This is a genomic window from Citrifermentans bemidjiense Bem (assembly GCF_000020725.1).
Lineage (GTDB): Bacteria > Desulfobacterota > Desulfuromonadia > Geobacterales > Geobacteraceae > Geomonas > Geomonas bemidjiensis.
Map to the genome: position 1 here is coordinate 767,453 of NC_011146.1, position 22,478 is coordinate 789,930.

At 62.8% G+C, this 22,478-nt stretch carries 21 protein-coding genes and 1 pseudogene; 10 read left to right on the forward strand and 12 right to left on the reverse strand.

The genetic code is table 11. The features are described 5' to 3' along the window. Positions 1-63 precede the first annotated feature (63 nt). The 5 genes from GBEM_RS03195 (at position 64) to GBEM_RS22005 (ending at position 5,225) form a co-directional block, all read left to right on the forward strand. Positions 64-264, forward strand: a complete 201-nt coding sequence (locus tag GBEM_RS03195) for a cold-shock protein (RefSeq protein ID WP_012529081.1) — start codon at positions 64-66, stop codon at positions 262-264. 93 nt (positions 265-357) lie between these two features. Then, the gene (locus GBEM_RS03200) at positions 358-807 is read left to right on the forward strand and encodes a YaaR family protein (RefSeq protein ID WP_012529082.1); all 450 of its coding nucleotides are present in this window, start codon (positions 358-360) and stop codon (positions 805-807) included. 137 nt (positions 808-944) lie between these two features. Then, positions 945-1,772 carry a PstS family phosphate ABC transporter substrate-binding protein gene (locus tag GBEM_RS03205; protein WP_012529083.1) on the forward strand — a complete coding sequence of 276 codons (828 nt, stop codon included), beginning with the start codon at positions 945-947 and terminating at the stop codon, positions 1,770-1,772. A 394-nt stretch (positions 1,773-2,166) separates the two neighbouring features. Then, entirely contained in the window at positions 2,167-3,000 is an 834-nt protein-coding gene (locus GBEM_RS03210) for a PstS family phosphate ABC transporter substrate-binding protein (RefSeq protein WP_041262584.1), read from the forward strand. Then, the gene (locus GBEM_RS22005; RefSeq protein WP_012529085.1) at positions 2,997-5,225 is read left to right on the forward strand and encodes a putative bifunctional diguanylate cyclase/phosphodiesterase; all 2,229 of its coding nucleotides are present in this window, start codon (positions 2,997-2,999) and stop codon (positions 5,223-5,225) included. The genes GBEM_RS03210 and GBEM_RS22005 overlap by 4 nt, the downstream gene beginning before the upstream one ends. Before the next feature lie 403 nt (positions 5,226-5,628). Here the strand turns inward: GBEM_RS22005 and GBEM_RS03220 are convergent, their stop codons facing one another. From GBEM_RS03220 to GBEM_RS03245, 6 genes are all read right to left on the reverse strand, one after another. Next, positions 5,629-6,285, reverse strand: coding sequence for a fumarylacetoacetate hydrolase family protein (locus GBEM_RS03220; RefSeq protein WP_012529086.1), 657 nt, complete (start codon positions 6,283-6,285; stop codon positions 5,629-5,631). A 17-nt stretch (positions 6,286-6,302) separates the two neighbouring features. Continuing rightward, on the reverse strand, positions 6,303-7,259 hold the full coding sequence (locus GBEM_RS03225) for a TIGR01212 family radical SAM protein (protein WP_012529087.1): 957 nt from the start codon (positions 7,257-7,259) through the stop codon (positions 6,303-6,305). 2 nt (positions 7,260-7,261) lie between these two features. After that, positions 7,262-7,918, reverse strand: a complete 657-nt coding sequence (gene thiE / locus GBEM_RS03230; protein WP_012529088.1) for a thiamine phosphate synthase — start codon at positions 7,916-7,918, stop codon at positions 7,262-7,264. Continuing rightward, positions 7,915-8,697, reverse strand: coding sequence for a thiazole synthase (locus tag GBEM_RS03235; RefSeq protein WP_012529089.1), 783 nt, complete (start codon positions 8,695-8,697; stop codon positions 7,915-7,917). Before GBEM_RS03235 ends, thiE begins: the two co-directional genes overlap by 4 nt. A gap of 69 nt (positions 8,698-8,766) precedes the next feature. Next, a complete protein-coding gene (gene thiS, locus GBEM_RS21600; protein ID WP_012529090.1) occupies positions 8,767-8,994 on the reverse strand; it encodes a sulfur carrier protein ThiS in 228 nt (75 codons plus the stop codon). Positions 8,995-9,179: 185 nt separating this feature from the next. After that, positions 9,180-10,808, reverse strand: coding sequence for a sensor histidine kinase (locus GBEM_RS03245; RefSeq protein ID WP_012529091.1), 1,629 nt, complete (start codon positions 10,806-10,808; stop codon positions 9,180-9,182). Positions 10,809-11,134: 326 nt separating this feature from the next. On the opposite strand from GBEM_RS03245, the gene GBEM_RS03250 reads away from it, so the two are divergent. Then, positions 11,135-11,917: an IclR family transcriptional regulator gene (locus tag GBEM_RS03250; RefSeq protein ID WP_012529092.1), complete on the forward strand. Its 783-nt coding sequence runs from the start codon at positions 11,135-11,137 to the stop codon at positions 11,915-11,917. A gap of 39 nt (positions 11,918-11,956) precedes the next feature. Here GBEM_RS03250 and coaE read toward each other — a convergent pair whose 3' ends face one another. From coaE to GBEM_RS21920, 3 genes and pseudogenes are all read right to left on the reverse strand, one after another. After that, positions 11,957-12,577: a dephospho-CoA kinase gene (coaE, locus tag GBEM_RS03255; RefSeq protein WP_012529093.1), complete on the reverse strand. Its 621-nt coding sequence runs from the start codon at positions 12,575-12,577 to the stop codon at positions 11,957-11,959. Between the two features lie 43 nt (positions 12,578-12,620). After that, positions 12,621-13,484, reverse strand: coding sequence for a FapA family protein (locus GBEM_RS21915; protein WP_264175527.1), 864 nt, complete (start codon positions 13,482-13,484; stop codon positions 12,621-12,623). A gap of 70 nt (positions 13,485-13,554) precedes the next feature. Further along, positions 13,555-13,983, reverse strand: a pseudogene (locus GBEM_RS21920) (flagellar assembly protein A); the annotation flags it as partial. Here GBEM_RS21920 and GBEM_RS21685 point away from each other — a divergent pair. The 4 genes from GBEM_RS21685 (at position 13,880) to GBEM_RS03275 (ending at position 19,581) form a co-directional block, all read left to right on the forward strand. After that, complete coding sequence (locus GBEM_RS21685) at positions 13,880-14,116, forward strand: hypothetical protein (RefSeq protein ID WP_226373986.1); 237 nt, start codon at positions 13,880-13,882, stop codon at positions 14,114-14,116. The pseudogene GBEM_RS21920 and the gene GBEM_RS21685 overlap by 104 nt on opposite strands. Before the next feature lie 546 nt (positions 14,117-14,662). Continuing rightward, entirely contained in the window at positions 14,663-16,675 is a 2,013-nt protein-coding gene (locus GBEM_RS03265) for a dihydropyrimidine dehydrogenase subunit A (protein ID WP_012529095.1), read from the forward strand. 57 nt (positions 16,676-16,732) lie between these two features. Then, on the forward strand, positions 16,733-19,201 hold the full coding sequence (locus GBEM_RS03270) for a molybdopterin-dependent oxidoreductase (RefSeq protein ID WP_012529096.1): 2,469 nt from the start codon (positions 16,733-16,735) through the stop codon (positions 19,199-19,201). Positions 19,202-19,344: 143 nt separating this feature from the next. Then, complete coding sequence (locus tag GBEM_RS03275; RefSeq protein ID WP_012529097.1) at positions 19,345-19,581, forward strand: hypothetical protein; 237 nt, start codon at positions 19,345-19,347, stop codon at positions 19,579-19,581. Positions 19,582-19,593: 12 nt separating this feature from the next. Here GBEM_RS03275 and GBEM_RS03280 read toward each other — a convergent pair whose 3' ends face one another. The 3 genes from GBEM_RS03280 to GBEM_RS03290 all read right to left on the reverse strand — a co-directional run bounded on the left by GBEM_RS03280 (position 19,594) and on the right by GBEM_RS03290 (position 22,476). Further along, the gene (locus GBEM_RS03280; RefSeq protein ID WP_012529098.1) at positions 19,594-20,148 is read right to left on the reverse strand and encodes a hypothetical protein; all 555 of its coding nucleotides are present in this window, start codon (positions 20,146-20,148) and stop codon (positions 19,594-19,596) included. A 37-nt stretch (positions 20,149-20,185) separates the two neighbouring features. Beyond that, complete coding sequence (locus GBEM_RS03285; protein WP_012529099.1) at positions 20,186-21,028, reverse strand: hypothetical protein; 843 nt, start codon at positions 21,026-21,028, stop codon at positions 20,186-20,188. 92 nt (positions 21,029-21,120) lie between these two features. Beyond that, positions 21,121-22,476 (reverse strand): polysulfide reductase NrfD family protein, encoded by a 1,356-nt coding sequence (locus GBEM_RS03290; protein ID WP_012529100.1) that lies wholly within the window; start codon positions 22,474-22,476, stop codon positions 21,121-21,123. Positions 22,477-22,478: the final 2 nt, after the last annotated feature.

Sequence of the window (22,478 nt, forward strand, 5' to 3'; positions counted from 1 at the left end):
ACAAAGGGGGGGGCGGCGCAGTCGCCCCCCATCCAACAACAAGCAGCAAAGGGAGAAAAAGTAATGGCAAACGGTGTGGTGAAATGGTTCAACGACGCTAAGGGATTCGGCTTCATCGAGCAGGATAACGGGGTGGACGTGTTCGTGCACTTCTCGTCGATCCAGGGAGACGGTTTCAAGTCCCTCGTCGAGGGTGACTCGGTCACCTTTGACGTCGTGCAGGGCGCCAAGGGGCCGCAGGCGGCCAACGTGGTAAAGAACTAGCTAAGCCTATCCACCATCATTGGGCCCCGGATTTCCGGGGCTCTTTTTGTTTTCCCCGCCGCACTGCCGCCGCGGGGCGCGGAGTACCTCCAGATGCGCATCGACGAAAAGAGCGAATCACGCAGCGTCGCCAAGAAAGGGAAGGGGACCCCGGCCAAAAGCGTCGCCGGTTCCTCCGGGCAGCTCTTCGCCGGGCGGCTCACGGCCATCGCCAAGAGCGGCACCGAGTACGAAGGGGAACTAAAGCGTCTGAAGGAGGAGATCGACAAGGCGGGCGAGGTCCTGGAGCAGGAGCCGACCATCGCCAACTTCAAGGTGTTCCGCGAGCTGATCGGCACCATGGCTCGCAAGGTCACGGCCGAAGCCTACCGGGTGGAACTTTTGAGCGGCGGCGTGACCGGGCGCGCCCACGAGGTGATCTCGGTCATCGACAAGGAGGCGGACCTCCTCTACCACCTGGTGATGCGCGAGCAGAAAGACCACATCCGCATCGTCTCCCAGATCATCAAGATCAAGGGGCTGGTGGTCGACTTCCTCCTATAAAGGGAGTTTTCGTAACTTAACGAAAACCCTCAAGTTAATGAAGGATGCGGCCGATGTTGTAAAGGTTGCCCCTCTCAAATCCGTTCCCGGGACCAGCCCTGTTTTTTTCACCGTCGGACAGCCGAAAGGAGCGCATCATGTCTCACCCGTATCTCCCCCGCGGGGTCGTTTTGGCCTTGCTCTTTCTCCTTTTGTCCTGGCAGCCGGCCGCCGCGGAAACTATCAGGCTCAACGGTACGGGGTGCGGGGTGACCCTGATGAAGCCTTTGATCGCCTCCTTTCAGAAGAGCCACCCGGAGATCACCTTTGACGTGCAGAAAAGCGTCGGTTCCGCCGCGTCGCTCAAGGCCATCGCCAAGGGTGCGCTTGACGTCGCCGTTCCCGGCCGCGAGCTCAAGCCGCAGGAAAAGGTAGCGGGAGTCGCCTGGTACGAGTACGGCAGGACCCCCTACGCCGTGGTCACCCACCGCGGCACCAAGCTCGACAACGTGACCACCGGGCAGCTTGCCGCCATGTACTTCGGGACCCATGGACAGTGGGCGGACGGCGACTTCGTACGCGTGGTCCTGCGTCCCAAGGAAGACATCGACACGGCGGTGCTCCGTTCGCTTTCTCCGGAGATGGACCGCGCGGTCACCGCGGCGCACGCGCGACCGGACATGCTGATGGGCATCACCGACCAGGAGACCTTCGACCACCTCAAGAAGACTGCAGGAACCATCTCCTTCATCCCCCTGATCATGCCCCTTTCCGAGCCCGGCACAGTCAACGTCGCGCGCCTGAACGGCGTGGAGCCGACCCTGTCCAATCTCTCGACAGGGAAGTACGGCTACGCCAAAAAGATCTTCCTTGTGACCAGGAAAAACCCCTCCCCCGGAGTAAAGGCGTTCGTGCAGTTCCTGGACTCCAAGAAGGCGCGGGCAATGGCGCAGAAGCACGGGTTGCTTCCGGCCGCAGGGAAGTGACACGGGGGGGTGAAGCCGCAACGTCTGGCAATGATGCCACCTTCCCCCACCCCCTAACCCCCTCCCGCAAGGGGAGGGGGGCAAAGTGCGGCTTGCCACGGGATTGAATCTCGTTCCCAAGGTCCACCTTGGGAACGCAATGCCAGTTGAAGCTCCAGCTTCCGTCGGGTGCCAAGCTGGAGCTTGCGCTGCCTTGGGTTCCCAAGCTGGAGCTTGGGAACCAGAAACCCTTCGCAAAGTGGGAAGAATGCTGGCAGGCAATTCATGAAGATGGAGCCGGGCGCTTTTCATGATAAAATACCTCAAGCGGGAATGCCCCGGGGCCGATACGTTGAAAAGCATGTTCCGACCCGTTCCGGGCTCATTCTGAAAAGATAATCGACGAGGAGGTTGCATGAGCATGGTAGAGAAGCGGTTCATCCCCATAGCGTTGGTCCTCTGTCTGGCACTGGGATGGGGACAGGCGGCACCGGCCCAGGAGATTGTAAGGATCAGCGGCACCGGAGCGGGAGTGGCCCTGATGGCGCCGCTCGTCGAGGTTTTCGAGAAGGAGAATAAGGGGATCAAGGTCCACCTGGAGAAAAGCCTGGGGAGCACGGCCTCCATAAAGGCGACGGTCAAGAGCGCGCTGGACCTTGCCATTTCCGGGCGGCCGCTGAAGCCGGCCGAGAGCGCGGAGGGGCTGGTCCAGCTCGAATACGGCAAGAGTCCTTTCGTGGTGGTGACCCATGCCGGTACCAAGCAGAGCAACATCTCGCTGAAAGAGGTGATCGACATGTACTCCGGGAAGATCCCCAAGTGGCCCAACGGCGACTACGTCCGCGTGGTGCTGCGCCCCAACGAGGACGTCGACACCAAGCTCGTGCGCGCCATCTCGCCCGATATGGACATGGCCGTGACAGCCGCACAGTCGCGCAAGGACATGCTGCTCGCCATCACCGATAACGAGGGGTTCGACGCGTTGAAAAGGACCCCGGGGACGATCGCCTTCCTGGCGCTCACCCTTCCCCTCTCCCAGCCTGGGAGCGTCAAGGTCCTGCGTCTGGACGGCATGCAGGGAAGCGTCGCCACCCTGGCCGGGGGGAAGTACCCCTACGTCAAGCCGCTCTACCTGGTGACCAGGAAAGAGAGCTCCGCCGCGACGGAGAAGTTCGTGAAGTTCCTCTACTCTAAGAAGGGAAAGTCGCTGGCAGTCAGGCACGGGCTGCTGCCGACCGGGATTAAATGACCCAGGAAAGCCAAAACATCCGGCGCAGGACCACCTTCATTGCGCTGATCGTCTCCACGATGCTGACGGTGGTTCCCCCCGCTATCTACTTCGTCATGTCCTTTTCTCACATGAGGGGCGTGGTCGAGGCCGAAGGGGAAATCAACGCCCGCCTCGTAGGGACGCTCGTGGTGGCGAACCCGCAGATGTGGGAGTTCGAAGAACTGCGCCTGAAGGAGTTGCTGGGGCGCCGCTCCAAAAGCGGCGTAAAGGAAATAAGAAGGATCTACAACCTGAAGCGCGAAGTGATCGCGGAGAGCGGGGAGCCGCTGCCGCGGCCGGTCTTCGCACTCTCCTTCCCCGTTCACGATGCCGGGCACGAGGTGGCCCTCCTCGAGGTTTCCCGCTCGTTGCAGCCGGTTCTGATCAAGACGCTCCTGGCCCTTATCGGGGGCGCCCTGGTGGGGGCGTACGCCTTCTTCCGGCTGAGGACCGTGCCGCTGCGCGCACTCGATGAGGCGTACCGGGTCCTGAAGCAGAGCGAGGAGAAGTACCGCTCCGTGTACGAGTCGCTCAACGAAGGGCTGGCGCTGTACCGGGCTTCCCGCCGTGAGGACGGCTCCGCCGACCTGGTCCTGACCGACGTGAACCCTGCCGCCATCAACGTGTTCGGCTTCAGCAGGGACGACATCGGCGGCTGGATCACGGAGCTTCTGGACGGGCTCTTCGCGGAATGCGCCGAGCAGGTCTTCGGGGCGCTGCAGGCCCGGGGCGAGGTGAGCCTGGATCTGGAGCAAAACTCCACCGGCCGCATCTTCTCGCTCACCGCCTTCCCCATGGGGTACGGCATGGTGGCGACGCTCCTTGAGGACGTGACGGAGAAGAAGAGGACCGCGGAGCAGTTGGAGCGGCTCGCCTACTACGACAGCCTCACCGGGCTTTTGAACCGCCGCATGCTGCTGGACCGGATGGAGCAGGCCATCGGGACCGCGCAGCGGGAGGGGGTGAAAGTGGCCACCCTGTTCATGGACCTGAACGGCTTCAAGGTGATCAACGACACGCTCGGGCACAAGGCGGGGGACCAGATACTTGTCGAGGTGGCAAAGCGCCTGCAGAAGATGGTGCGCAAGAGGGATACCCTGGCGAGGCTCGGGGGGGACGAGTTCGTGGTGGCGGCGACCTTCGAGAAGGACGAAAACGCGAGCGCCATCGCCAAGAACCTGATCAACGCCATCACCCCGGTTTACCAGGTCTGCGACCGGGAGGTCTACGTGGGGGTGAGCGTGGGGATCTCCATTTTCCCCGACGACGGGGATGTACCCGAGACCCTCTTGAAGAACGCGGACATCGCCATGTACAACGCCAAGAGCCAGGGGCAGGGCGGCTTCTGCTTCTACAGCGCGCAGTTGAACGAAAGGCTGCACGAACGGATGCAGCTGGAGTTCAAGCTGAGGGGGGCCGTGGAGCGCGAGGAATTCTTCCTTGAGTACCAGCCCATCCTGGACAGCAAGACCGGGCGCATCACCGCGGTGGAGGCGCTGTTGCGCTGGAACGACCCGGAAAAGGGGAGGGTGATGCCCGACTCCTTCATCCCGCTCGCCGAGGATACCGGCGTCATCCTCCCGCTTGGGGAATGGGTGCTCCGCACGGCCTGCGCCAAGCTCAGGCAGTGGCAGGACGCAGGGGTCATGCCGGTGCGGATGGCGGTGAACATCTCGGGGAGACAGTTCACCCAGGGGGACCTGTCGAAGACGGTGGAGGATGCCCTGCTGCAAAGCGGCGTCCACCCCTCCTGGCTGGAGCTGGAATTGACCGAGACCTGCCTGATCAAGAACGTCGAGGAGACGGTGAGAAAGCTCTGCCGCCTCAAGGGGTTGTGCGTCTCCATCTCCATCGACGACTTCGGGACCGGCTACTCCTCGCTGCAGTACCTGAAGAACTTCCCCATCGACCACCTGAAGATCGACAGGGGGTTCATCAACAACGTCTGCGAGCTCCCGGACGACAGGGCCATTGTGGACGCCATCATCGGCATAGCGAAGGCGATGGATCTCCACGTCATCGCGGAAGGGGTCGAGACGAGGCAGCAGGCGGAGCACCTGATGCGGCGCGGCTGCGACGAGTTCCAGGGGTACTACTTCTACCGGCCGCTCCCCGAGGAGAAGCTCCTGGAGGTGCTGGCGAGCAAGGCCGCAGCGGGCCTTCCCCCCGGCGAAGACGCCGACTGGCTGGAGCTTCAGGCCTAGAGGCAAAGTCAAAGGCGCCGCACGCGGATTTGACGGATACAACGGGAATTCCGGGGAGAAGAGTCCCCCCCTCCCTTGACGGGAGGGGGACGGGGGGTGGGTGAAGCTGCAACGTACGGAAATGGTGGCACCTTTCCCCACCCCCTAACCCCCTCCCGCAAGGGGAGGGGGAACCAAGAGCGGCTTTCCCCGGTATATTTCGATGACCCCAAAAAAAGGGGGCTCTCAGGAGCCCCCTTTTTTTATTCGCCGCAGCCGCACCCTTTGTTTTTGGGGTCGAGCGGGGTTTTCTTGCCGCACTTCTGGCACCGCCAGAAGAGGCCGCCTCAACCGGGTATCAGCACCATGAGCCCCTGGCATTCGGGGCACTCTTGTTCGTTTTTCATTCGATTCTCCTTTTTATTTATTTGACCGAGACCTGCAGTCTCCCCACTTGGGTAATTTCGGCGACGACGCTGTCCCCGCTTTTTATCGGGCCGACGCCGGCCGGTGTGCCGGTCAGCACCAGGTCGCCCGGCTCCAGGGTGAAGATGGAGGAGAGGTAGGAGATGAGCTCCGGGATGCGGTGGATCATGAGGCCGGTCGAGCCGTCCTGCCGCTTGACCCCGTTGACGCTGAGCGTGATGGTGAGCGCCTGCGGGTCGGCCACAGCACCTGCCGGCACGAAGTCGGAGAGGGGGCAGGCGGTGTCGAACCCCTTGGCGATCTCCCAAGGGAGCCCCTTTTTCTTCTGCTCCGCCTGCACGTCCCTGAGGGTCAGGTCGATGGCTACGCCGTACCCGGCCAGGTGGCCTAACGCCTCAGCGGGAGGGATATCGCTCCCGCCGGTGCCGATCAAAAGCGCCAGCTCCGCCTCGTGGTGGCAGTCGCTGGAGTAGGGGGGGATCACGATCTCTTCCCCTTCGCCGATGACGCTGGAGGCCGGCTTCATGAAGATCACCGGGCGTTCCGGGGTCTCGTTCCCCAGTTCCTTGATGTGGTCCGCGTAGTTCCTCCCGATGCAGAGGATCTTGCCGATCCGATACTCTTTTGCTTCTCCCTTGACCCTTGCCGTCTTCATGTTTCTCCTCGCTTTAGCTAGCCGTTCACCGCGCGCATCTCGCAACCCACCCGGCACCCCTGCCAGCTGCCGCGCCTTTTCAGCTCGTTCACCACCGCGTACCACATCTGGTTGTTCTTCAGGTTCCAGTTGGGCGCGACCCGGATGGAGAGGGGCGCCGAGCCGTATAGCCTCTGGATCGAGACCTTGGGCGAGAGCTCTTCCAGGAAGTCGCAGGCCGCACCTACGTATTCGGCAAGGGAGATGGGGAGGTAGCTCCCGTCGCGGTACATGCGGGCGAGCTTGGTTCCCTCCACCGCGTGCAGCTGGTGCAGCTTCACCGCGGTCACCGGGAGCGAGGAGATGAGCCGCGCCCCCTTGACGAAGCCGCTCCTCTTTTCCCCGGGAAAGCCGTAGATAAGGTGGGTGCAGATGTCGATGCCGCGCCCGGCAAGCCGGTCCACGGTTGAGAGGTACTCGGCGAAGGTGTGGCCGCGGTTGATGCCGGTGAGGATGGCGTCGTCGATGGACTGAAGCCCCAGTTCCACGCAGACGTAGCGGTCGCGGGCAAGCTCGGTCAGAAGCGCCACGGCGTCGTCGTCGATCGAGTCGGGCCTGGTGCCGACCGAGATCCCCACCACGTCCGGATGCGAAAGCGCGCGCCGGTACAGATCGGAGAGCTTCTCCACGGGCGCGTAGGTGTTGGTGAATTTCTGGAAATAGACGATGAACTTCTCGCTCGCCAGGCGGGTCCGGTGATAGGCCATCCCGGCCGCCATCTGCTCCTCGATGGGTATGACGGCTACCGTCTCCTTGGGGGAGAACGAGCTGTTGTCGCAGTAGATGCAGCCGCCGGTGCCGCGGCTGCCGTCGCGGTTGGGGCAGGTGAAGCCGCCGTCCACGTTCACCTTGGAGACGCGGCAGGAAAAGCGCCTTCTCAGGTAGGAGCCGTAGGAGTTGATGCGGAGCTCGCTATGGATGGGGGATCCGGTCATGTTCAGTCGGCGTGCTCCAGGGGGGGGAGAAGGGCGATGAGCTTCTTCGCCGCCTCGCGCGGGTCGGCTGCGGAGAGGACGGCGGAGATGAGCGCGACGCCGCGCACGCCGCAGCCGGCTGCCTCGGCGCAGTTCTCCTTTTTGATCCCCCCGAGCGCGAAGACCGGGACCTGCAAAAGTCCCGCCACTGTCTGAAGCTTTGCGGTCCCCACCGGGTCGCCGTAGGGGGCCTTGGAGGGGGTGTAGTAGACCGGGCCGAAGGTGATGAAGTCGGCCCCCATCTCCTGGGCTGCGATGGCCTGCGCCTTGTTGTGGCAGGAGACCCCGATCAGCTTCCGCTCTCCCAGGATCCGCCGCACCTTGTAGATGGGCATGCTGGCGCTTCCTATGTGCACGCCGTCGGCGTCGACGGCGAGCGCTATGTCGGCGCGGTCGTTGATGATGAGTTTCGCGCCGTAGCGCGAGGTGAGGCGGCGCAGCTCGTGGGCCGTCTCGTAGAGTTCCTTGCTGGTGGCGTCCTTGTCGCGGTACTGTACCGCGCGCACCCCGCCCTTAAGCGCTTCCTCGACCACGTACCCGAGGGGGCGCCCCTGCGTCTCCTCCCTGCCGGTAATCAGGTAGAGGTTGAAGTCTATCCAGGGGGATTCCAGCTCTTTCACCCGATGAGCCCCGCCAAGGGGGAGGAGGCGCTGGCGTAGAGCTTCCTCGGGATGCGCCCGGCCAGGTAGGCGAGCCTCCCCGCGCGCACCGCGCAGTTCATCGCCTCTGCCATGGCGACCGGGTCCTTGGCCCCGGCGATGGCGGTGTTCATGAGGACGCCGTGGCAGCCGAGCTCCATGGCGATGGCAGCGTCCGAGGCTGTCCCGACCCCCGCGTCCACGATGACCGGCACCTTGACGCTCTCCAGGATGATCTGGATGTTATAGGGGTTGCGGATGCCGAGACCGGAGCCTATGGGGGCTCCCAGCGGCATCACCGCGGCGCATCCCATGTCCTCCAGCTTTTTGCAGATGATGGGGTCGTCGCTTGTGTAGGGAAGGACGGTGAATCCCTCGGCCAGAAGCACCTTGGCCGCCTTCAGGAGCTCCTCGTTGTTGGGATAGAGCGTCTTCTCGTCGCCCAGCACCTCGAGTTTCACGAAATCGGAGAGCCCTGCCTCGCGCGCCAGGCGGCAGGTGCGGATGGCGTCCTCGGCGGTGTAGCAGCCGGCGGTGTTGGGAAGGAGCGTGTACTTCTTCAGGTCGATATGGTCGAGCAGCGACTCCTTGCTGCGGTCCGAGATGTTGACCCTTCTCACCGCCACGGTGATGATCTGCGCCCCGGAAACCTCGATGGCGCGCACCATCTGCTGGAAGTCGGCATATTTTCCGGTGCCGACCATGAGGCGGGAGTCGAATTCGCGTCCTGCAATAACGAGCTTGTCGTTTGTCTGGGTCATCTCGATTCTCCAATTATCTATTTCCCGGAAGGATCCGGGGGACCCCGGCCCGGGTGCGGCGGGCGCTCGTTATCCTGCCTTGGGCAGGGAAGCCGGAAGGCTTCCTCCTCCCACGAACTGGACTATCTCCAGGGTGTCTCCCTCTGCGAGGTCCGTGGTTTCGTACTGTGCCTTGGGAAGGATCTCCAGGTTCAGCTCGACGGCGACCCGGCGCGGGTCGATGCCCAGGGAGAGGAGGTACTCTTGAACGGTAAGGGGATCGATGGATACGGCGTCGCCGTTGGTGGTGATGTTCACTGCTGCTCCGGTGTTGCGCGCGGCGGTTAGCGGTTCTCTCCCGCCGGGGCCTTCTCAGGGTCCGCAGGGCGAGGGGACGAATGCCGTAAACTATCAATATGCCTTGCCGCTGTCAATCGTTTTCTTCCGCGCAGTTGCGCTGCCGCGAGGGGGAGGAAGGGGGAGCAGTCGTCTCGTATACAGGATCAGGCGCAGGGAAGGGAGGACGGGTCGCCGGGGGGGGAGAGCGGGGTGGGTGCCAGGGGGGTGACGGATGCGCGGTCGGGGAGGGGGAGGGTCACGGTGAAGGCGGTCCCCACCCCGATTTCGCTGGTGACGTCGATGCGCCCGCCGTGCTCCTGCACGATCCCGTAGGAGACGGAGAGCCCGAGGCCGGTTCCTTTGTTGGCCTTGGTGGAGAAGAAGGGGTCGAAGATCTTGGTGAGGTTTTGCTCGGAGATGCCGCAGCCGTTGTCCACGATCCTGATGAAGGCCGCCCCCTCGTCCGATTCCATACCGGTCGCGATGTGCAGCACCCCTTCGCCGAGCATGGCGTGCCCGGCGTTGACGAACATGTTGACCAGCACCTGTTCGATCTGATTCGCGTCGATCAAAAGCTTGGGGAGATCGCTTGCGTACTCGCGGATGATGCTCACGTCCTGGAACAGTATCTGGTGCTGGATCAGGGTGAGCGCCGCCTCCGAGATGTCGCTCAGGCTGTGCAGCTCCTTTTGGGGGGGCGAGCAGCGGGCGAACTCCAGAAGCCCCTTTACGATCCCCGCGCAGCGCTTGGTCTCCCTGATCACCGTCTCTATGTCGTTTCTGAGCGTTTCATCGAGCTTCTTGTTGCTCTGGATCAGCGAGGCGAAGACCAGGATCCCGGTGAGGGGGTTGTTGATCTCGTGCGCGATGCCGGCTACCAGCTCGCCTAACGAGGCAAGCTTTTCGCTGCGGATCAGTTGCGCCTGCATCTGGGTCACTTCGTAGGTTCTTTGCTGCACCATCTCTTCCAGGTCCCGCCCCCATCCCTCCAGGTCCTGGCGCGCCCTTTTCAGGTTCAGGGTCATGGCGTTAAAGGAGTCGGCGAGTTCCCCCAGTTCGTCGTTGGCGAACCCTTCCACCAGGCCGTCCAGCTCCCCACGCGAGAGCATCTGGGTGTGCTCCAGAAGCTCGCGCACCGGGCGGTTCACCAGTTTTTGGGTGAAGAGGGTGATGCAAAGGGCGGTGAGGGTGAGGACCAAAACGGTGAGGGCGATGCTGCGGTTGCGGAAGGCGTCCAGGACCGAGTGCATCCGGTCCAGCGGGACCACCACGTCGAGAACCCCCAGCACCTTGAAGTTTTCCGGGTGGAAGTGGCAGCTTGCCGTGTAGCAGCTTTCCTCGTTGTAGATGGCGCTGGTGATCCCCAGAAGCTCGCCGCCGCTTTCGCTGAAAAAGCGCCGGCTCCTGTGCTTGGAGGAGGCGGTCAGCAGGAGCTGGGTGGTTCCATGGCAGACGGCGCAGACCTCGGTGTTCTTTTTCAGCAGGAACCCGGTTTCGGCGTCCTTGGTGGAGAAGATGATGCGTCCGGTCTTGTTGATCAGCCTGATCCGCTCCACCTCCTGCTGGCTCCCCATCTCCTCCAGGGTCTTGTAGAACATTGGGCGGTCGTCCCTGAGCATCTGGTTGTGGGTGGTGCGCAGTATGGTTTCGCTGATGCGGTCCGCCTCGGAGATGGCCTCCTGCAAAAGCAGGCCCTGAAGGCTACGGAAATTGAGATAGGCGAAGAGCGCCATGGTGCTCAAGAGCACCAGGCTGGTGGCGATGGCAAGTTTGGAAATCAGGTTGAGACGCACAGGCTCTCCGTCCTCGGGATGCTGCCTCAGTCGTGTTGGTCCTGTTTTAAAATCGCATGGCGACATGCTTTTTTGCTGCTTGACTTCTTTAGAACATTATTCTACATTTTCACTACATACCGGTGCTATCCCCCGTCCGTGTCGCCGGGAAAGCGGTTTGCGCTGTTTTGGCAGGGAAGGACGAGGGCGTCTGGGCGCGAATCGGCTAGCGCGAGTTTAATCACATTAAAAGCGTTTATCAAGCTATTTATTTCCTTGACAGCTTTTATTAAATGTCCTAGTTAATACTGTTTGAAATTTTTTCCATAACAGAATAGGTGCAGCCAATGGCGAAAAAAGAGAAATCCGAGTACATCATCCAGGCCGTTTCGCACGCTCTCGACCTGCTGGAGCAGTTTCACGACGAAGTGGACGAGCTGGGCGTGACGGAGCTGAGCAAAAGGCTCAAGCTTCATAAGAACAACGTTTTCAGGCTTCTCGCTACCCTGGAGTCGAGAAACTACATCGAGCAGAACAGGGTCACGGAGAACTACCGGCTGGGGCTCAAGACCCTGGAACTGGGGCAGACCTTCATCAAGCAGATGGGGCTTTTAAGGCAGTCCCGCCCGGTGCTGGAGACGCTGGTGAAGGAGTGCAACGAGACTACCTACGTGGCGATCCTCAAGGAGTTCCACATCGTCTATCTCGACGTGGTGGAGACCGACCTGACCGTGAGGGTGGTGCCGAGGGTCGGCGCCCGGCTCCCCGCCTACTGCACAGCGGCAGGGAAGGTCCAGATCGCCTACATGACCGACGAGGAACTGGAGAACTACCTCCCCACCAAGGAGATGAAGCGCTACACCCCGAAGACGGTGATCGACCGCGAGGAGCTGAAAAAGCACCTCAAGGTGATCGCGGACCAGGGTTATGCCATAGACGACGAGGAAATGGATGTCGGCGTGAAATGCGTCGGCGCCCCGATCCGCGACTACACCCGCAGGATCATCGGCGCGGTGAGCATCTCCGGCCCCTCGATGCGCTTCACCGACGAGCGCCTGGAGAAGGAGCTGATCCCGCTGGTGATTCGCTCCGGCGAGGAGATCTCCCACAAGCTCGGCTACCACAAATAAAGAAAAGGCCCCGTTCGCGGGGCCTTTTCTTTTTCAGTTCTACGGTTCGGCGGGGGGGGGCTGCCCGGCCGCGATCTCCTCGCGCCAGACCCTTAGCACCTCTGCCTCCAGATCCTCCCTGCTCCCCCGGTTGTCGATCACGACCCTTCCCAGCCGCTTCTTCTCCTCCATCGGCATCTGCGAAGCGATGCGCGAAAGCGCCGCCTCGCGCGAGAGCCCGTCCCGCGCCATGAGGCGGGCCAACTGGGTCTCGTGGTCGAGGTAGACCACCCAGACCTCGTGCACCCTAGAGGTGATCCCCGCTTCGATCAGGAGCGGCGCCACGTAGAAGGCGGTCTTCGCCCCCGCAGCCTTTAGCCGCGCGAGCTTCTCCTCGGCCCGCTCCTTGATGGCGGGGTGGGTGATCGACTCAAGCTTTCGCCTTTTCTCCGGGTCGGCGAAGACGATCTCCCCAAGGGCCGCCCGGTTCAGGCTTCCGTCCGCATTCAAGACCGCCTTGCCGAAGCTCTCCGCTATCTGCGCCAGCGCCCGCTCGCCCGGTTCCACCACCTCCCGGGCCAGTTGGTCCGCGTCGACGACCGGCGCGCCGAGCCGTTCCAGGAGGTTCGCCACGCTCGTTTTTCCCGAGGCTATTCCCCCAGTGAGCCCTATGATGCGCATCGCTCACTCCGGCGCAACGATTTGTAGTCGGGTGAGGCTGGTTTCATGAGTAGATGATTCCCTGTTCGCCCAGGGCGAAGGTCGGGTTGGTCAGGTCCTCCTCGATCATCAGCGCCGTCGAGCCGATCCTGATCTGGGTCCCCAGGAAGGCGTCGCGTTCCACCTCCACCCTTGCCTGCGCGTTGATCTCCATTCTTTTCTCCAGTCGCTTCTTCTCGCCGGTCAGTTCGGCGATCTCCCCCTGGTACTTGGCGTAGATCCGCTCTTTGAGGGCCAGAAGGCCCGGCTCCATTTTCCCGGGGTTCTCGCGCACGTAGGCGAGCGTCTTGCCCAGTTCCTCGATGAGGCGCCCCTTCTCGGCTAAGGCGTCCAGCACTATCTCGAGCTTCTTGTTCAGCGCCGGGTCGACCCCCACCTCGATGACGGTGGGGACCCCGGCGTGGGAGCCGACCACCACGGCATGCACCAGCGAGACGGCGCGGCAGACCCCGCCGATGAGGTGCCCTTTGCGCGCCCCCTTTTCGCCGACCGTGATGCTGGAGCCTGAGGTGAGCTCGCTCTGCATGGAGAGTTCCTTGACCACGATCTCGCCCCCGGCGTTGATGAGGGCGTTCTCGGCGAACTGCACCCAGACAGTGCCTCCCGCCTCCAGCTGCGCCATCTCCTTGCGGTTCTCCACCTTCCCCTGCGCACCTTTGCCGTGGCCGATCACCCCGCCGCTGACCACGATGTTCCCCCCCGCCGTGACTATCGCCGCCTCGACGATCCCTCCGACGTTGATGTCGTGGGTGGCGCTCACCTCCATCCCCTCCAGCACGTCCCCCTCGATCTCGAGGGATCCCTTGAAGTGGAGGTTGCCGGTGGAGAGGTCGACCCGTTTCACCTTGAAGACCGGGTCGACGATCACCCCCCGGGGGGACGATGACCGGGTGCCCTGAGATGGCGGCGACCAGGAGATCGCAGTCGGTGAGATCGCAGGCGATCCCGGTGAGGTTCTCGGCGAAGGAGAGCTCGACCCCGTCGGTGGTGGGGAGTTCGACCCCCAAAAGGTTCATCCCGGGGATCCCCTGGGTGGGGTGGGTGCGGCGCAAAAGCGGGTCGCCAAGGCTTACGCTGACGATGTCCCCGAGGTTGCGGTAGTCGGCCGTGTCGTCATCGGAGACCAGCGGCGCCTGGGCGGTTATCTCCGGGATGAGCGAGATGAACTGGGTGTCGTCGCCAGGTACCGGCGGGGTGCCCGCTGCGATGACGAGCTTCGACGCCTCGCCCGCTTCGACGGCGCACCTGATCTCGTCGTAGAGGATGCCGCAGACTACGCCCCTGGCCGCCAGCTCCTGCTCCACCTCTTCGACCGTGATGCGGCGCCCCCCGCAGGCGGGCTGGATGGTCATGACGGCCTGCATCATGTCGTCCGGGATCTGGATGGCGAGGGTGGCGTCGCGCCGCTCCCCTATCTGCAGGGAGAACGCCATGGGGGAGACTTCCCACTTCTTCAGGAACTGCCCGAGCGCGTCCTGGGAGATGAAGAGGTCGCCGTAGCCTTCCTCGGCGATCGCCTCCTCCAGCTGTTCCTGGGTGATCCCCTGCTTGTTCACCACCGGGGTGAACGAAGCGGTGAGCACCCTCTGGTCGGGGCTCAATTTGAACGCGATTCCTGTCCCTTCGAGACGATTGCTCTGCATAACCCCTCCGCCCAAGGCGCCCGCCGTTTTGTCGGCGCGCTGTCGCAATATATATCGGCATTTCGCGGGAAAGATTTAATAAATGCTGCAGCAAGGCGCTTTTTCCGCCCGAAAGGGTGCCGTCGCGGCGGTCGCCAAGGCGTCCGGGGGATGTTAGGTCGGAACCGGATTAAAAACAACAATTAAATCAGGCAGGGGAAAAGTGGACGCACGCGGGGTTCGCAGCCCGATGTTGTATACGAGCTACACCGGCGATAATCCGAGCGATTTTTCACTTGATTAGAGCTGAGTGATGTGGTAAAAACTGGATACTGTATACAATCTGACCAATACGATTTGCTTAATAAATGTAAACATTTAGCCGTTAAAAAGGTGAAATCTAACAGCTATTTCGGAGGCCTAAGTGGCAGAGGTTGTTTTTTCCAGCTGGGGCAGAAACATAGTTGATAACCGCAAGGGGGGCGAGGCCAAAGAGGTCAGCTTCAAGCTCCCGGTCAGCTACGACGGAGAGCGCCCGCTTTCGGCCTTTATCGGCTGGGACGGGATCATCCTTTACAACAAGGACGTCGACGTCCCCGCCATGGTCGCCGAGTACATGAAGCGAGTGCAGACCAAGTACGTCTGCGGCAAATGCACCCCCGGCAAGAAGGGGACGCGGGTGATGATGGACGCGCTTCTCGCCATCGTCGAGGGGCGCGGCAGCGAGCAGGACCTGGACACCATCCTCGACCTGGGGGAGGTGCTCAAGCACTGCAAATGCACCCTCTGCCCGAGCTCGTCCGTGCCGGTCATCGACGCCGTCACCCACTTCCGAGACGCCTTCGTCAACTACGTCCGCGGCGCCAAGAGCCTCTCGAAGGAGTTCAGCTACATCGAGAAGTACACGGCTCCCTGCATGGACAAGTGCCCGGCCCATATCGACATCCCCGCCTACATCGAGGCGGTTAAGGACTACCGCTTCGGCGACTCCCTCTCCACCATCCGCGACTCCATGCCGCTTCCGTCGGTCTGCGGGCGCGTCTGTCCGCATCCCTGCGAGACGGCCTGCCGCAGGAAGAACGTGGACGAGTCGATCAACATCATGGTGCTGAAAAGAAGCGCCTCCGACTACGAATGGCAGCACGGCCACCTTCCCCCCATGGTCCCCAAAGAGAAGAAGTCGAAGAAAGTGGCCGTCGTGGGCGCGGGTCCGGCAGGCCTTGCCGCAGCCTACTACCTGGCGCTGGAAGGGTACCCGGTGACCATCTACGAAGCGCTTCCCCTGGGGGGCGGCATGGTCGCGGTGGGGATTCCCCCGTACCGTCAGCCGCGCCACCTGTTGCAGCGCGACATCGACATCATCTCTTCGCTCGGCGTCGAGATCGTCTACAACACCCGGATCGGCAAGGACATCACGCTGGACGAGCTGAGGCAGAAGTTCGACGCGGTCTTTCTCGCCCCGGGCGCGCACCGCTCGAAACCGATGGGGGTCGAGGGTGAGGACAAGGGTTACAAGGGTTTCCTCACCGGCGGCATCGACTTTTTGAGAAACGTCTACCTGGGCCTTCCCACCGGCATGGGGAAGAAGGTCTTCGTGGTGGGCGGCGGCAACACCGCCATCGACTGCGTCAGGGTGGCGCTCAGGGAAGGGGCCGAGGAATCGGTGCTGGTCTACCGCCGCTCCAGGAAAGAGATGCCGGCTGACGTCTGGGAGGTCGACGGGGCGGACGAGGAAGGCGTGCGCTTCGAGTTCCAGGTGCTCCCGACCCGCGTCGTCGCCAACGACAAGAACGAGGTCACCGGGGTCGAGCTGATCAGGATGGCCATGGGCGAGCCTGACGCCTCCGGGCGCCGCCGTCCCGAACCGGTCCCCGGCTCCGAGTTCGTCATCGAGTGCGACACCATCATCCCGGCCATCGGCCAGGATGCGGACCTTTCCTTCATCCCGGCCGAGGCGGGGATCGACACCACCAAGTGGAGCACCATCGTCACCAAGCACATCCCGCTCTCCGGGCCTGACGGCAAGGCGCTGAAGGACGGCATGGGGAACGATCTCTCCAGGACGCTCATCACCAACTGCGACGGCGTCTTCGCCGGGGGCGACGCCGAGATCGGCCCGCTCACCGTCGTAGCCTGCGTGGGAAGCGGCCACCGCGCCGCCAACGTGATCGCCCGCTACCTCGAAGGGAAAGGGGTCTCGCTTACCGACCAGGAGCGGATGGAGGACATCCTCACCTACTTCGGCGTCTACGACAAAAACGAGAACGTCCAGTGGCTGGACAGCGCCTCCCGCGAGCACCAGGCGGAGGTGCACGGCAAGGAGAGGGCGAGCTACAAGAACTACTGCGAGGTGGAGCTTGGCTACGCCAACAGCCAGGCGGTGCGCGAGGCGGAACGCTGCCTGCGCTGCTACCGCGTCGCCATGGTTGCGGTCTAAGGGGCTCGCTGGCAGGACCTGTTAAATTCAATTCACGGAAATATTGAGGTTTCTTATATGGTCAGCTTAACCATCGATGGCAAAAGCGTGCAGGTCGAAAAAGGTACCACCATACTGGAGGCCGCGGCCACAGTCGGGATCAAGATCCCGACCCTTTGCTGGCTGCAGAAGGTCTCCCCGACCGGCGCCTGCCGCGTCTGCGCCGTGGAGGTAGCCGGCGTGGAGCGCACCATGACCGCCTGCAACACCCCGGTCAAGGAAGGGATACAGGTCACCACCGACACCCCGGCGCTCAGGGAAGCGCGCAAGAAGATCATGGAGCTCATGCTGGTGAACCACCCGCTGGACTGCCCGGTCTGCGACGCCGGCGGCGAGTGCGACCTGCAGGATTCCTGCTACGCGCTGGACGCGAACAAGCAGGAGTACTCGGCGGTCCTCGAGCGCCGCCCGATCCGCTACGACTGGCCGCTCATCGAAAGCGACCCGAACCGCTGCATCCTCTGCGAGAAGTGCGTCAAGGTGGACCACGAGATCGTCGGCTGCGACGCCATCGAGGTGGTGAACAAGGGTGAGGCGGCCATCATCGACACGGTGGACGGCAAACCGCTCAACTGCGAGTTCTGCGGCAACTGCGTCGCCGCCTGCCCGACCGGGGCTCTCATCACCAAGCCCTTCAAGTTCAAGGGTCGCCCCTGGTCCTTCAACACGGTCCCCAGCGTCTGCGCCTTCTGCGGCGCCGGCTGCCAGATCGATTACCATGCCAAAAACGGCCGCATCGAGCGGGTCACGAGCGACGACGGCAGCTACAACAACGGCAACCTCTGCATCAACGGCCGCTTCGGCTACCGCTACCTCCACTCGCTGGAGCGGATCTCGGACCCGATGCTGCGCGACGGCTCCGGCCGCCTGGCCAAAGCCGACTGGGAGACCGCCCTCACCGCCGCGGCCGACAAGCTGAAGCAGATCGTCTCCCAAAACGGCGGCAAGGCCGTCGCAGGCCTTAGCTCGCCCAGGGTGACCAACGAGGAGAACTTCCTCTTCAAAAAGTTCCTCACCGAGGCGATAGGCTCCGCGAACGTCGACTCCGAGGCACGCTTGGGCTTCGCCCAGGCCCAGGCCCAGATGTCGCGCCGCTTCGGCTTCACCGGTGCCAGCACCACCATCGACGCCCTCGACAACGCCCAGGCCATCCTGGTCTTCGGCTGCGACCTGAACGCCGAGGCCACCGGCCTCGAATACCGGGTGATCAAGGCCGCCACCAAGAAGGACGCGCGGCTCGTCCTGGTCAACATGCGCGACGTGAAGCTGAGGAAGTTCTCCAACGCGCAGCTGAAGCACCTCCCGGGGAGCGAGCTCTCCGTGATCTACGCCCTGATGAAGGGGATCCTCGCCGCAGGCGGCGTGCTTCCGGCCGGCTCCGAGGCGATCAAGGACGCCCTCGACAAGCTCACCATGGCCGAGCTCTGCAGCCAGGCAGGGGTTACCGAAAAGGCCGTGGCCGACGCCGCCTCGCTCATCGCGGGCAAAAGCCGCGTCTCCATCGTCTTCGGCGCCGACCTGATCAGAAGCGCAGACGCCGCCCAGAAGATATCGGCGCTCGCCGATCTCGCCATCCTGACCGGTTCGGCCGCGAAGGAAGGCGGTGGGCTCTTCCCGGTCGACGCCAAGAACAACACGGTCGGCCTCCTCGACATGGGGGTCGCCCCCGGCGCCGACGGAAAGGACCTCTGGGGGATGGTCGAGGGTATCGAAGAGGGCTCGATCAAGGCGCTCTACCTTCTCGGGTGCGACCTGGCCTCCTTCCCGGACAACCAGAGGATCAGGAAGGCGCTCGGAAAGCTCGAACTCCTCATCGTCCAGGACGTGTTCCAGGGTGATTCCCTCGAGTTCGCCCACGTGGTCTTCCCCGCCTCCGCCGCCGCCGAGAAGAGCGGAAGCTTCACCTCGCTCGACAACCGGGTGCAGCCGATCTTCAAGTCGACCGCCGCCCCCGGCGCCGCCCGCGAGGACTGGGCCATCGTCTCCGACCTCTACGGCAAGGTCACCGGGACCGTCCCCTCCTTCACCCCGGCAAGCCTCATGGCGCAGATCAAGAGCGAAATCCCGGCCTACCAGCCGTTCGACGGCTCCAGGAACGGCTTCGTGAAGTCCGGTAACGGCAAGGTGGCGCCCGCCCTCGCCCCCATCGCCAAGCCGGCCGCGCCCACACAGGCGACGTTCCAGCTCCTGGTCGGCCCGATCGGGTTCCACAACGGCACCTCCACCACCCGCTCCGACGCGAACCTGAGCGTCGCCCCGGCAGGGTTCGTCGAGCTGCACCCGGCCGACGCCGGCAAGCTCGGCATAGAAGAGGGGGGGAGCGTCAAGGTGATCTCGGCTAACGCGTCCTTCACCGCGCCGGCGAAGATCAGCGACAAGCTGCAGCCGGGGCTCCTCTTCGCCCCCTCGCACTTCCGGGAACTGAACGCCAACGCGCTTCTTGCCGGCGGCTGCAACCTGGCCGAGGTGAAGGTGGAGAAGGGGTAGCGCCTACGCGCAACCGCTCATGCAACGAAAAAGGCCCCGGTTTCCGACCGGGGCCTTTTTGCTGGCAAGCCTTGACGGCAAATGTTAGGCTGGCATTCGATCCGCTGTCGCAGTATCAAGCCGCATCTATCGGGAGGTGTACCATGGATGAGAAACTGGCACGTGTGGCGGTCCTGGCAGGCGCCAACAGCGAGGTCGCCGAAACCCTGGACAAGGTCCTTACCGGCCCCAACGACCGCGCCTACGTGGTCTGCGGCTACCTCGATTGCAAGCTGAACGTGAAAGGGCACTGCACCATCTACACGGTGCTGGACGTGCCGCGCATGAAGACCGGCCGCCCCTGCAGCAGCTACGAGAAGCGGCAGGTCGCCGAGAACTGAGGTGAAGGGAATTTACAACTCGGGGGAATCTTCCTCGGGGGGGAGACGGCCGTTTCGGTCCAGGAAGGCGAGCTGCTCGGTCCTTTTCCCGACCTGGTCGCTGCAGAAGGTCCAGATGCGGTAGCTCTCCAGGCAGAGGATGGTGAACCCGGCGCCGAAGACCGCCCAGTAGTTGTCGGCCAAGGCCTCGGCGAAATAGTAGAAGAGGTAGAAGCCGGCCAAGTAGCCGACGTGGCAGAAGCTGCTCGGGTGCCTGAGCCCGGCCATCATCCGGGAGAGGCTCAGGATGATGGCGGAAAAGGTGTAGAGCACCAGCACCAGGCTGATCATGAGTGGCGTCGGGGGCGCGCCCAGCGCCTGGATCACGGCCTGGGGCGTCGGGAGGAACCAGAACTCGCGCCAGGCCAGCATGCTCAAAAGCAGAAACAGGGAAAGCGCCCAGAGTCCCCGGTTGGAGAACCTCTTCAGGCGCTTTATCTCGTCCAAAAGTCCCTGGCGCAACGCTGCCTGCGAGTCGCACGGCGCCTGCCCCATAACCCCTGTCTTATCGTTCTCCGCCTGCTCCATTCACACACTCGATTGCTGACACTGGCTTAAGTTACAGCTACTTGTTCCGGCAGGGGGCTGCGTTGTTGACCGGCTTGAAGGATCCTTGCTCAATCTCGTTTAATTTAACTCTGATAAAGTAGTAAGATTGAGCGATCTTGTCAAGCTCGTAAGGCAGATTCGTAGGACGCAATGTTTCAGAGTTCCTCTCGCTTCTCTCTGTGTATTCCTGCAGCTTCCTCATCGGCACCAAAACGATCATCTTTAACAGAGTGATCACCCCGGCTACTGTCAGCACCAGCGTCAAGAGTGAGAAAATCAGCATCTGGATCTTGATGGATGCCAGTGCCCCCTGGGTCGCCTCCTGTGAGAGACCGATGTCCAGGGTGCCCAGGACCTTCTGGCTTGCTGGGTGGAAGTGGCAGGCGGCGTTGGCGCATTCCGGGTCGTTGTAGATCGGGGCCATTATGGCCAAAACCCCTTCGCCCGCGGCGTTTTTGAATTGCCGCGCCTTCTCCATGCTCCCCAGGGTCGAAACCGGCGCCTCCTTCTCGTGGCACATGACGCACCCTTCGGCCTTCTTGTCCACCTGGCGGTTCACTTCCTCCGGCTTGGAGGAGAAGGCGACTACCCCCTTCTTGTTGAAGATCCTGACGTGCTGCACGCCGCTTTGCGCGCTGATGTTCTGGATGATGGCCCGGTTCAGTTCGGCGTCGGACTTCATCATGGCGTAGCGGGTCGATTTGAGCACGACGCCGGCCAGGTTGTTCGCCTGCAGTATGGAGTCGCGGATCACCACCTGCTTTATGGCGGCGTAAAGGAGCACGAAGCAGACCACGAGAAATCCGGTTACCACTATGCCTACGGGGACCAGGGCCCTTCCTGCGATCTTGTCGAACATGGCGCCATCTCCCTTGCGCTCTTCGCGCGCCTTACCCTGGCGGCTCGCCGGACCTCGTTTCGTCCTTTGAGCCGCCGCCGGTTTCGCGAGGGTCAATCCAATTTGGTCATTTTGCTGTAGGAGGCGACGGCCACGGGGCTCGCCTCGCGGTGGCCAGCCGCCGGTGCGGTCACCGCCTCGGTTACCGTGACCTCTTCCTCCTGCTGCCTCCACTTGTAGAGGATGGGTAGGCGGTACAGGATGAAGCGGTACACCACGATGTAGATGGCGAAGATGGTCAGGCTGATGACGACCTCGCGCCAGGGCGGGATCTCCCTTTCCGGCAGTTTCCAGTTGAAGGTGATGATGGCGGTGTTGACCCGATTCAGCACCACGCCGAAGACGGTGGCGAAGGCGCCCAGGCGGATGACGCCCATCTTGCGGGTGTGCACGCCGTAGGTCATCAGCACGAGCGGCAGCATGAAGCCGACGATGATCTCGAGCATGAACCACTGCCCCCAACCGCTGTCCAGGTAGCTCCACTTGTTGTCATGGGCGATGCCGATGAGCTTGATGGTGATGTAGGTCGCGATCCCCATGCAGGCCCCTTTGGCGAGGGTCACGGTGCAGCGGTCGAGGGCTTCCTTGAACCTTCTGTCGGTGCGCCATCCCATGAACTTGTAGGCGATGGTGCTGACCGTGATCACCATGCAAAGGCCCCCGGGAAGGGACGACACGAAGAAGTGCAGCCACTGGAAGGATGAGGAATACCAAAGCGGGTGCACCTTGCCGGGCGCGTAGGTGAAGAGCGCCCCTAACGCCCCCTGGTGCAGCGTGGAGAGGATGATCCCGGAAACGGTGAGCCCCAAGGTGATCCTGCGCACCCCGCGCTTGCCCGCCGGGAACCCGATCCACTCGAAGAAGGCGGTGGAGACCTCGGCCACCTGCACCGAGAGGTAGGTGGCGACGTGCCAGGCGACCAGGAAGAGGACCGCCGCCGGGCCGAAGGAGACCACCATCGGGTAGGGGAGCCGCCAGGGCTGCCCCAGGTCCGCCAGCAGGTAGACTACCGCGAAGAAGTAACCCAAAAGCCCGTTCAAAAGGGCGAGCCGCTCGATCGGCTCCAGGTCGTGGCGGCCGAAGATCTCGCAGGCGGTTCCCAACTGGAACCCCGAGGAGGATAGCGGCACCATGGCGAAGAGGCCGAAGCCCAGGAAAAGGCCCCAGGGGTAGTCGTTGGAGCCGCTGGTGGCCCAGGCGAGCCCGAAGACGAAGCGCCCCAAAAGGATCGGGATGCCGATGGCGAAGATGGCGGCGAGTATCCAGTTGAAGGGGTTTCTGAACGCCTGCAACAGGTACTGGCTCGGGGAGAGCCCCAGAAGGAGCTTCTGGACCACGGTCCGCTTCTTCCCGGACTCGTCATAGGGCGAATCGACGACGGCCAAGCCGTGTTTAATCATGTTTTTCATGG

What these genes read in the sequence shown, in the direction of transcription:
- GBEM_RS03280 (WP_012529098.1), bottom strand. Translation starts at nt 20,148, where the DNA reads ATGGAGCAGGCGGAGAACGATAAGACAGGGGTTATGGGGCAGGCGCCG.
- GBEM_RS03270 (WP_012529096.1), top strand. Translation starts at nt 16,733, where the DNA reads ATGGTCAGCTTAACCATCGATGGCAAAAGCGTGCAGGTCGAAAAAGGT.
- GBEM_RS03220 (WP_012529086.1), bottom strand. Translation starts at nt 6,285, where the DNA reads ATGAAGACGGCAAGGGTCAAGGGAGAAGCAAAAGAGTATCGGATCGGC.
- GBEM_RS03195 (WP_012529081.1), top strand. Translation starts at nt 64, where the DNA reads ATGGCAAACGGTGTGGTGAAATGGTTCAACGACGCTAAGGGATTCGGC.
- GBEM_RS03290 (WP_012529100.1), bottom strand. Translation starts at nt 22,476, where the DNA reads ATGAAAAACATGATTAAACACGGCTTGGCCGTCGTCGATTCGCCCTAT.
- GBEM_RS03200 (WP_012529082.1), top strand. Translation starts at nt 358, where the DNA reads ATGCGCATCGACGAAAAGAGCGAATCACGCAGCGTCGCCAAGAAAGGG.
- GBEM_RS22005 (WP_012529085.1), top strand. Translation starts at nt 2,997, where the DNA reads ATGACCCAGGAAAGCCAAAACATCCGGCGCAGGACCACCTTCATTGCG.
- GBEM_RS03285 (WP_012529099.1), bottom strand. Translation starts at nt 21,028, where the DNA reads ATGTTCGACAAGATCGCAGGAAGGGCCCTGGTCCCCGTAGGCATAGTG.
- coaE (WP_012529093.1), bottom strand. Translation starts at nt 12,577, where the DNA reads ATGCGCATCATAGGGCTCACTGGGGGAATAGCCTCGGGAAAAACGAGC.
- GBEM_RS03235 (WP_012529089.1), bottom strand. Translation starts at nt 8,697, where the DNA reads ATGACCCAGACAAACGACAAGCTCGTTATTGCAGGACGCGAATTCGAC.
- GBEM_RS03275 (WP_012529097.1), top strand. Translation starts at nt 19,345, where the DNA reads ATGGATGAGAAACTGGCACGTGTGGCGGTCCTGGCAGGCGCCAACAGC.
- GBEM_RS03225 (WP_012529087.1), bottom strand. Translation starts at nt 7,259, where the DNA reads ATGACCGGATCCCCCATCCATAGCGAGCTCCGCATCAACTCCTACGGC.
- GBEM_RS21685 (WP_226373986.1), top strand. Translation starts at nt 13,880, where the DNA reads ATGCCGCAGACTACGCCCCTGGCCGCCAGCTCCTGCTCCACCTCTTCG.
- GBEM_RS03210 (WP_041262584.1), top strand. Translation starts at nt 2,167, where the DNA reads ATGAGCATGGTAGAGAAGCGGTTCATCCCCATAGCGTTGGTCCTCTGT.
- GBEM_RS03250 (WP_012529092.1), top strand. Translation starts at nt 11,135, where the DNA reads ATGGCGAAAAAAGAGAAATCCGAGTACATCATCCAGGCCGTTTCGCAC.
- GBEM_RS03205 (WP_012529083.1), top strand. Translation starts at nt 945, where the DNA reads ATGTCTCACCCGTATCTCCCCCGCGGGGTCGTTTTGGCCTTGCTCTTT.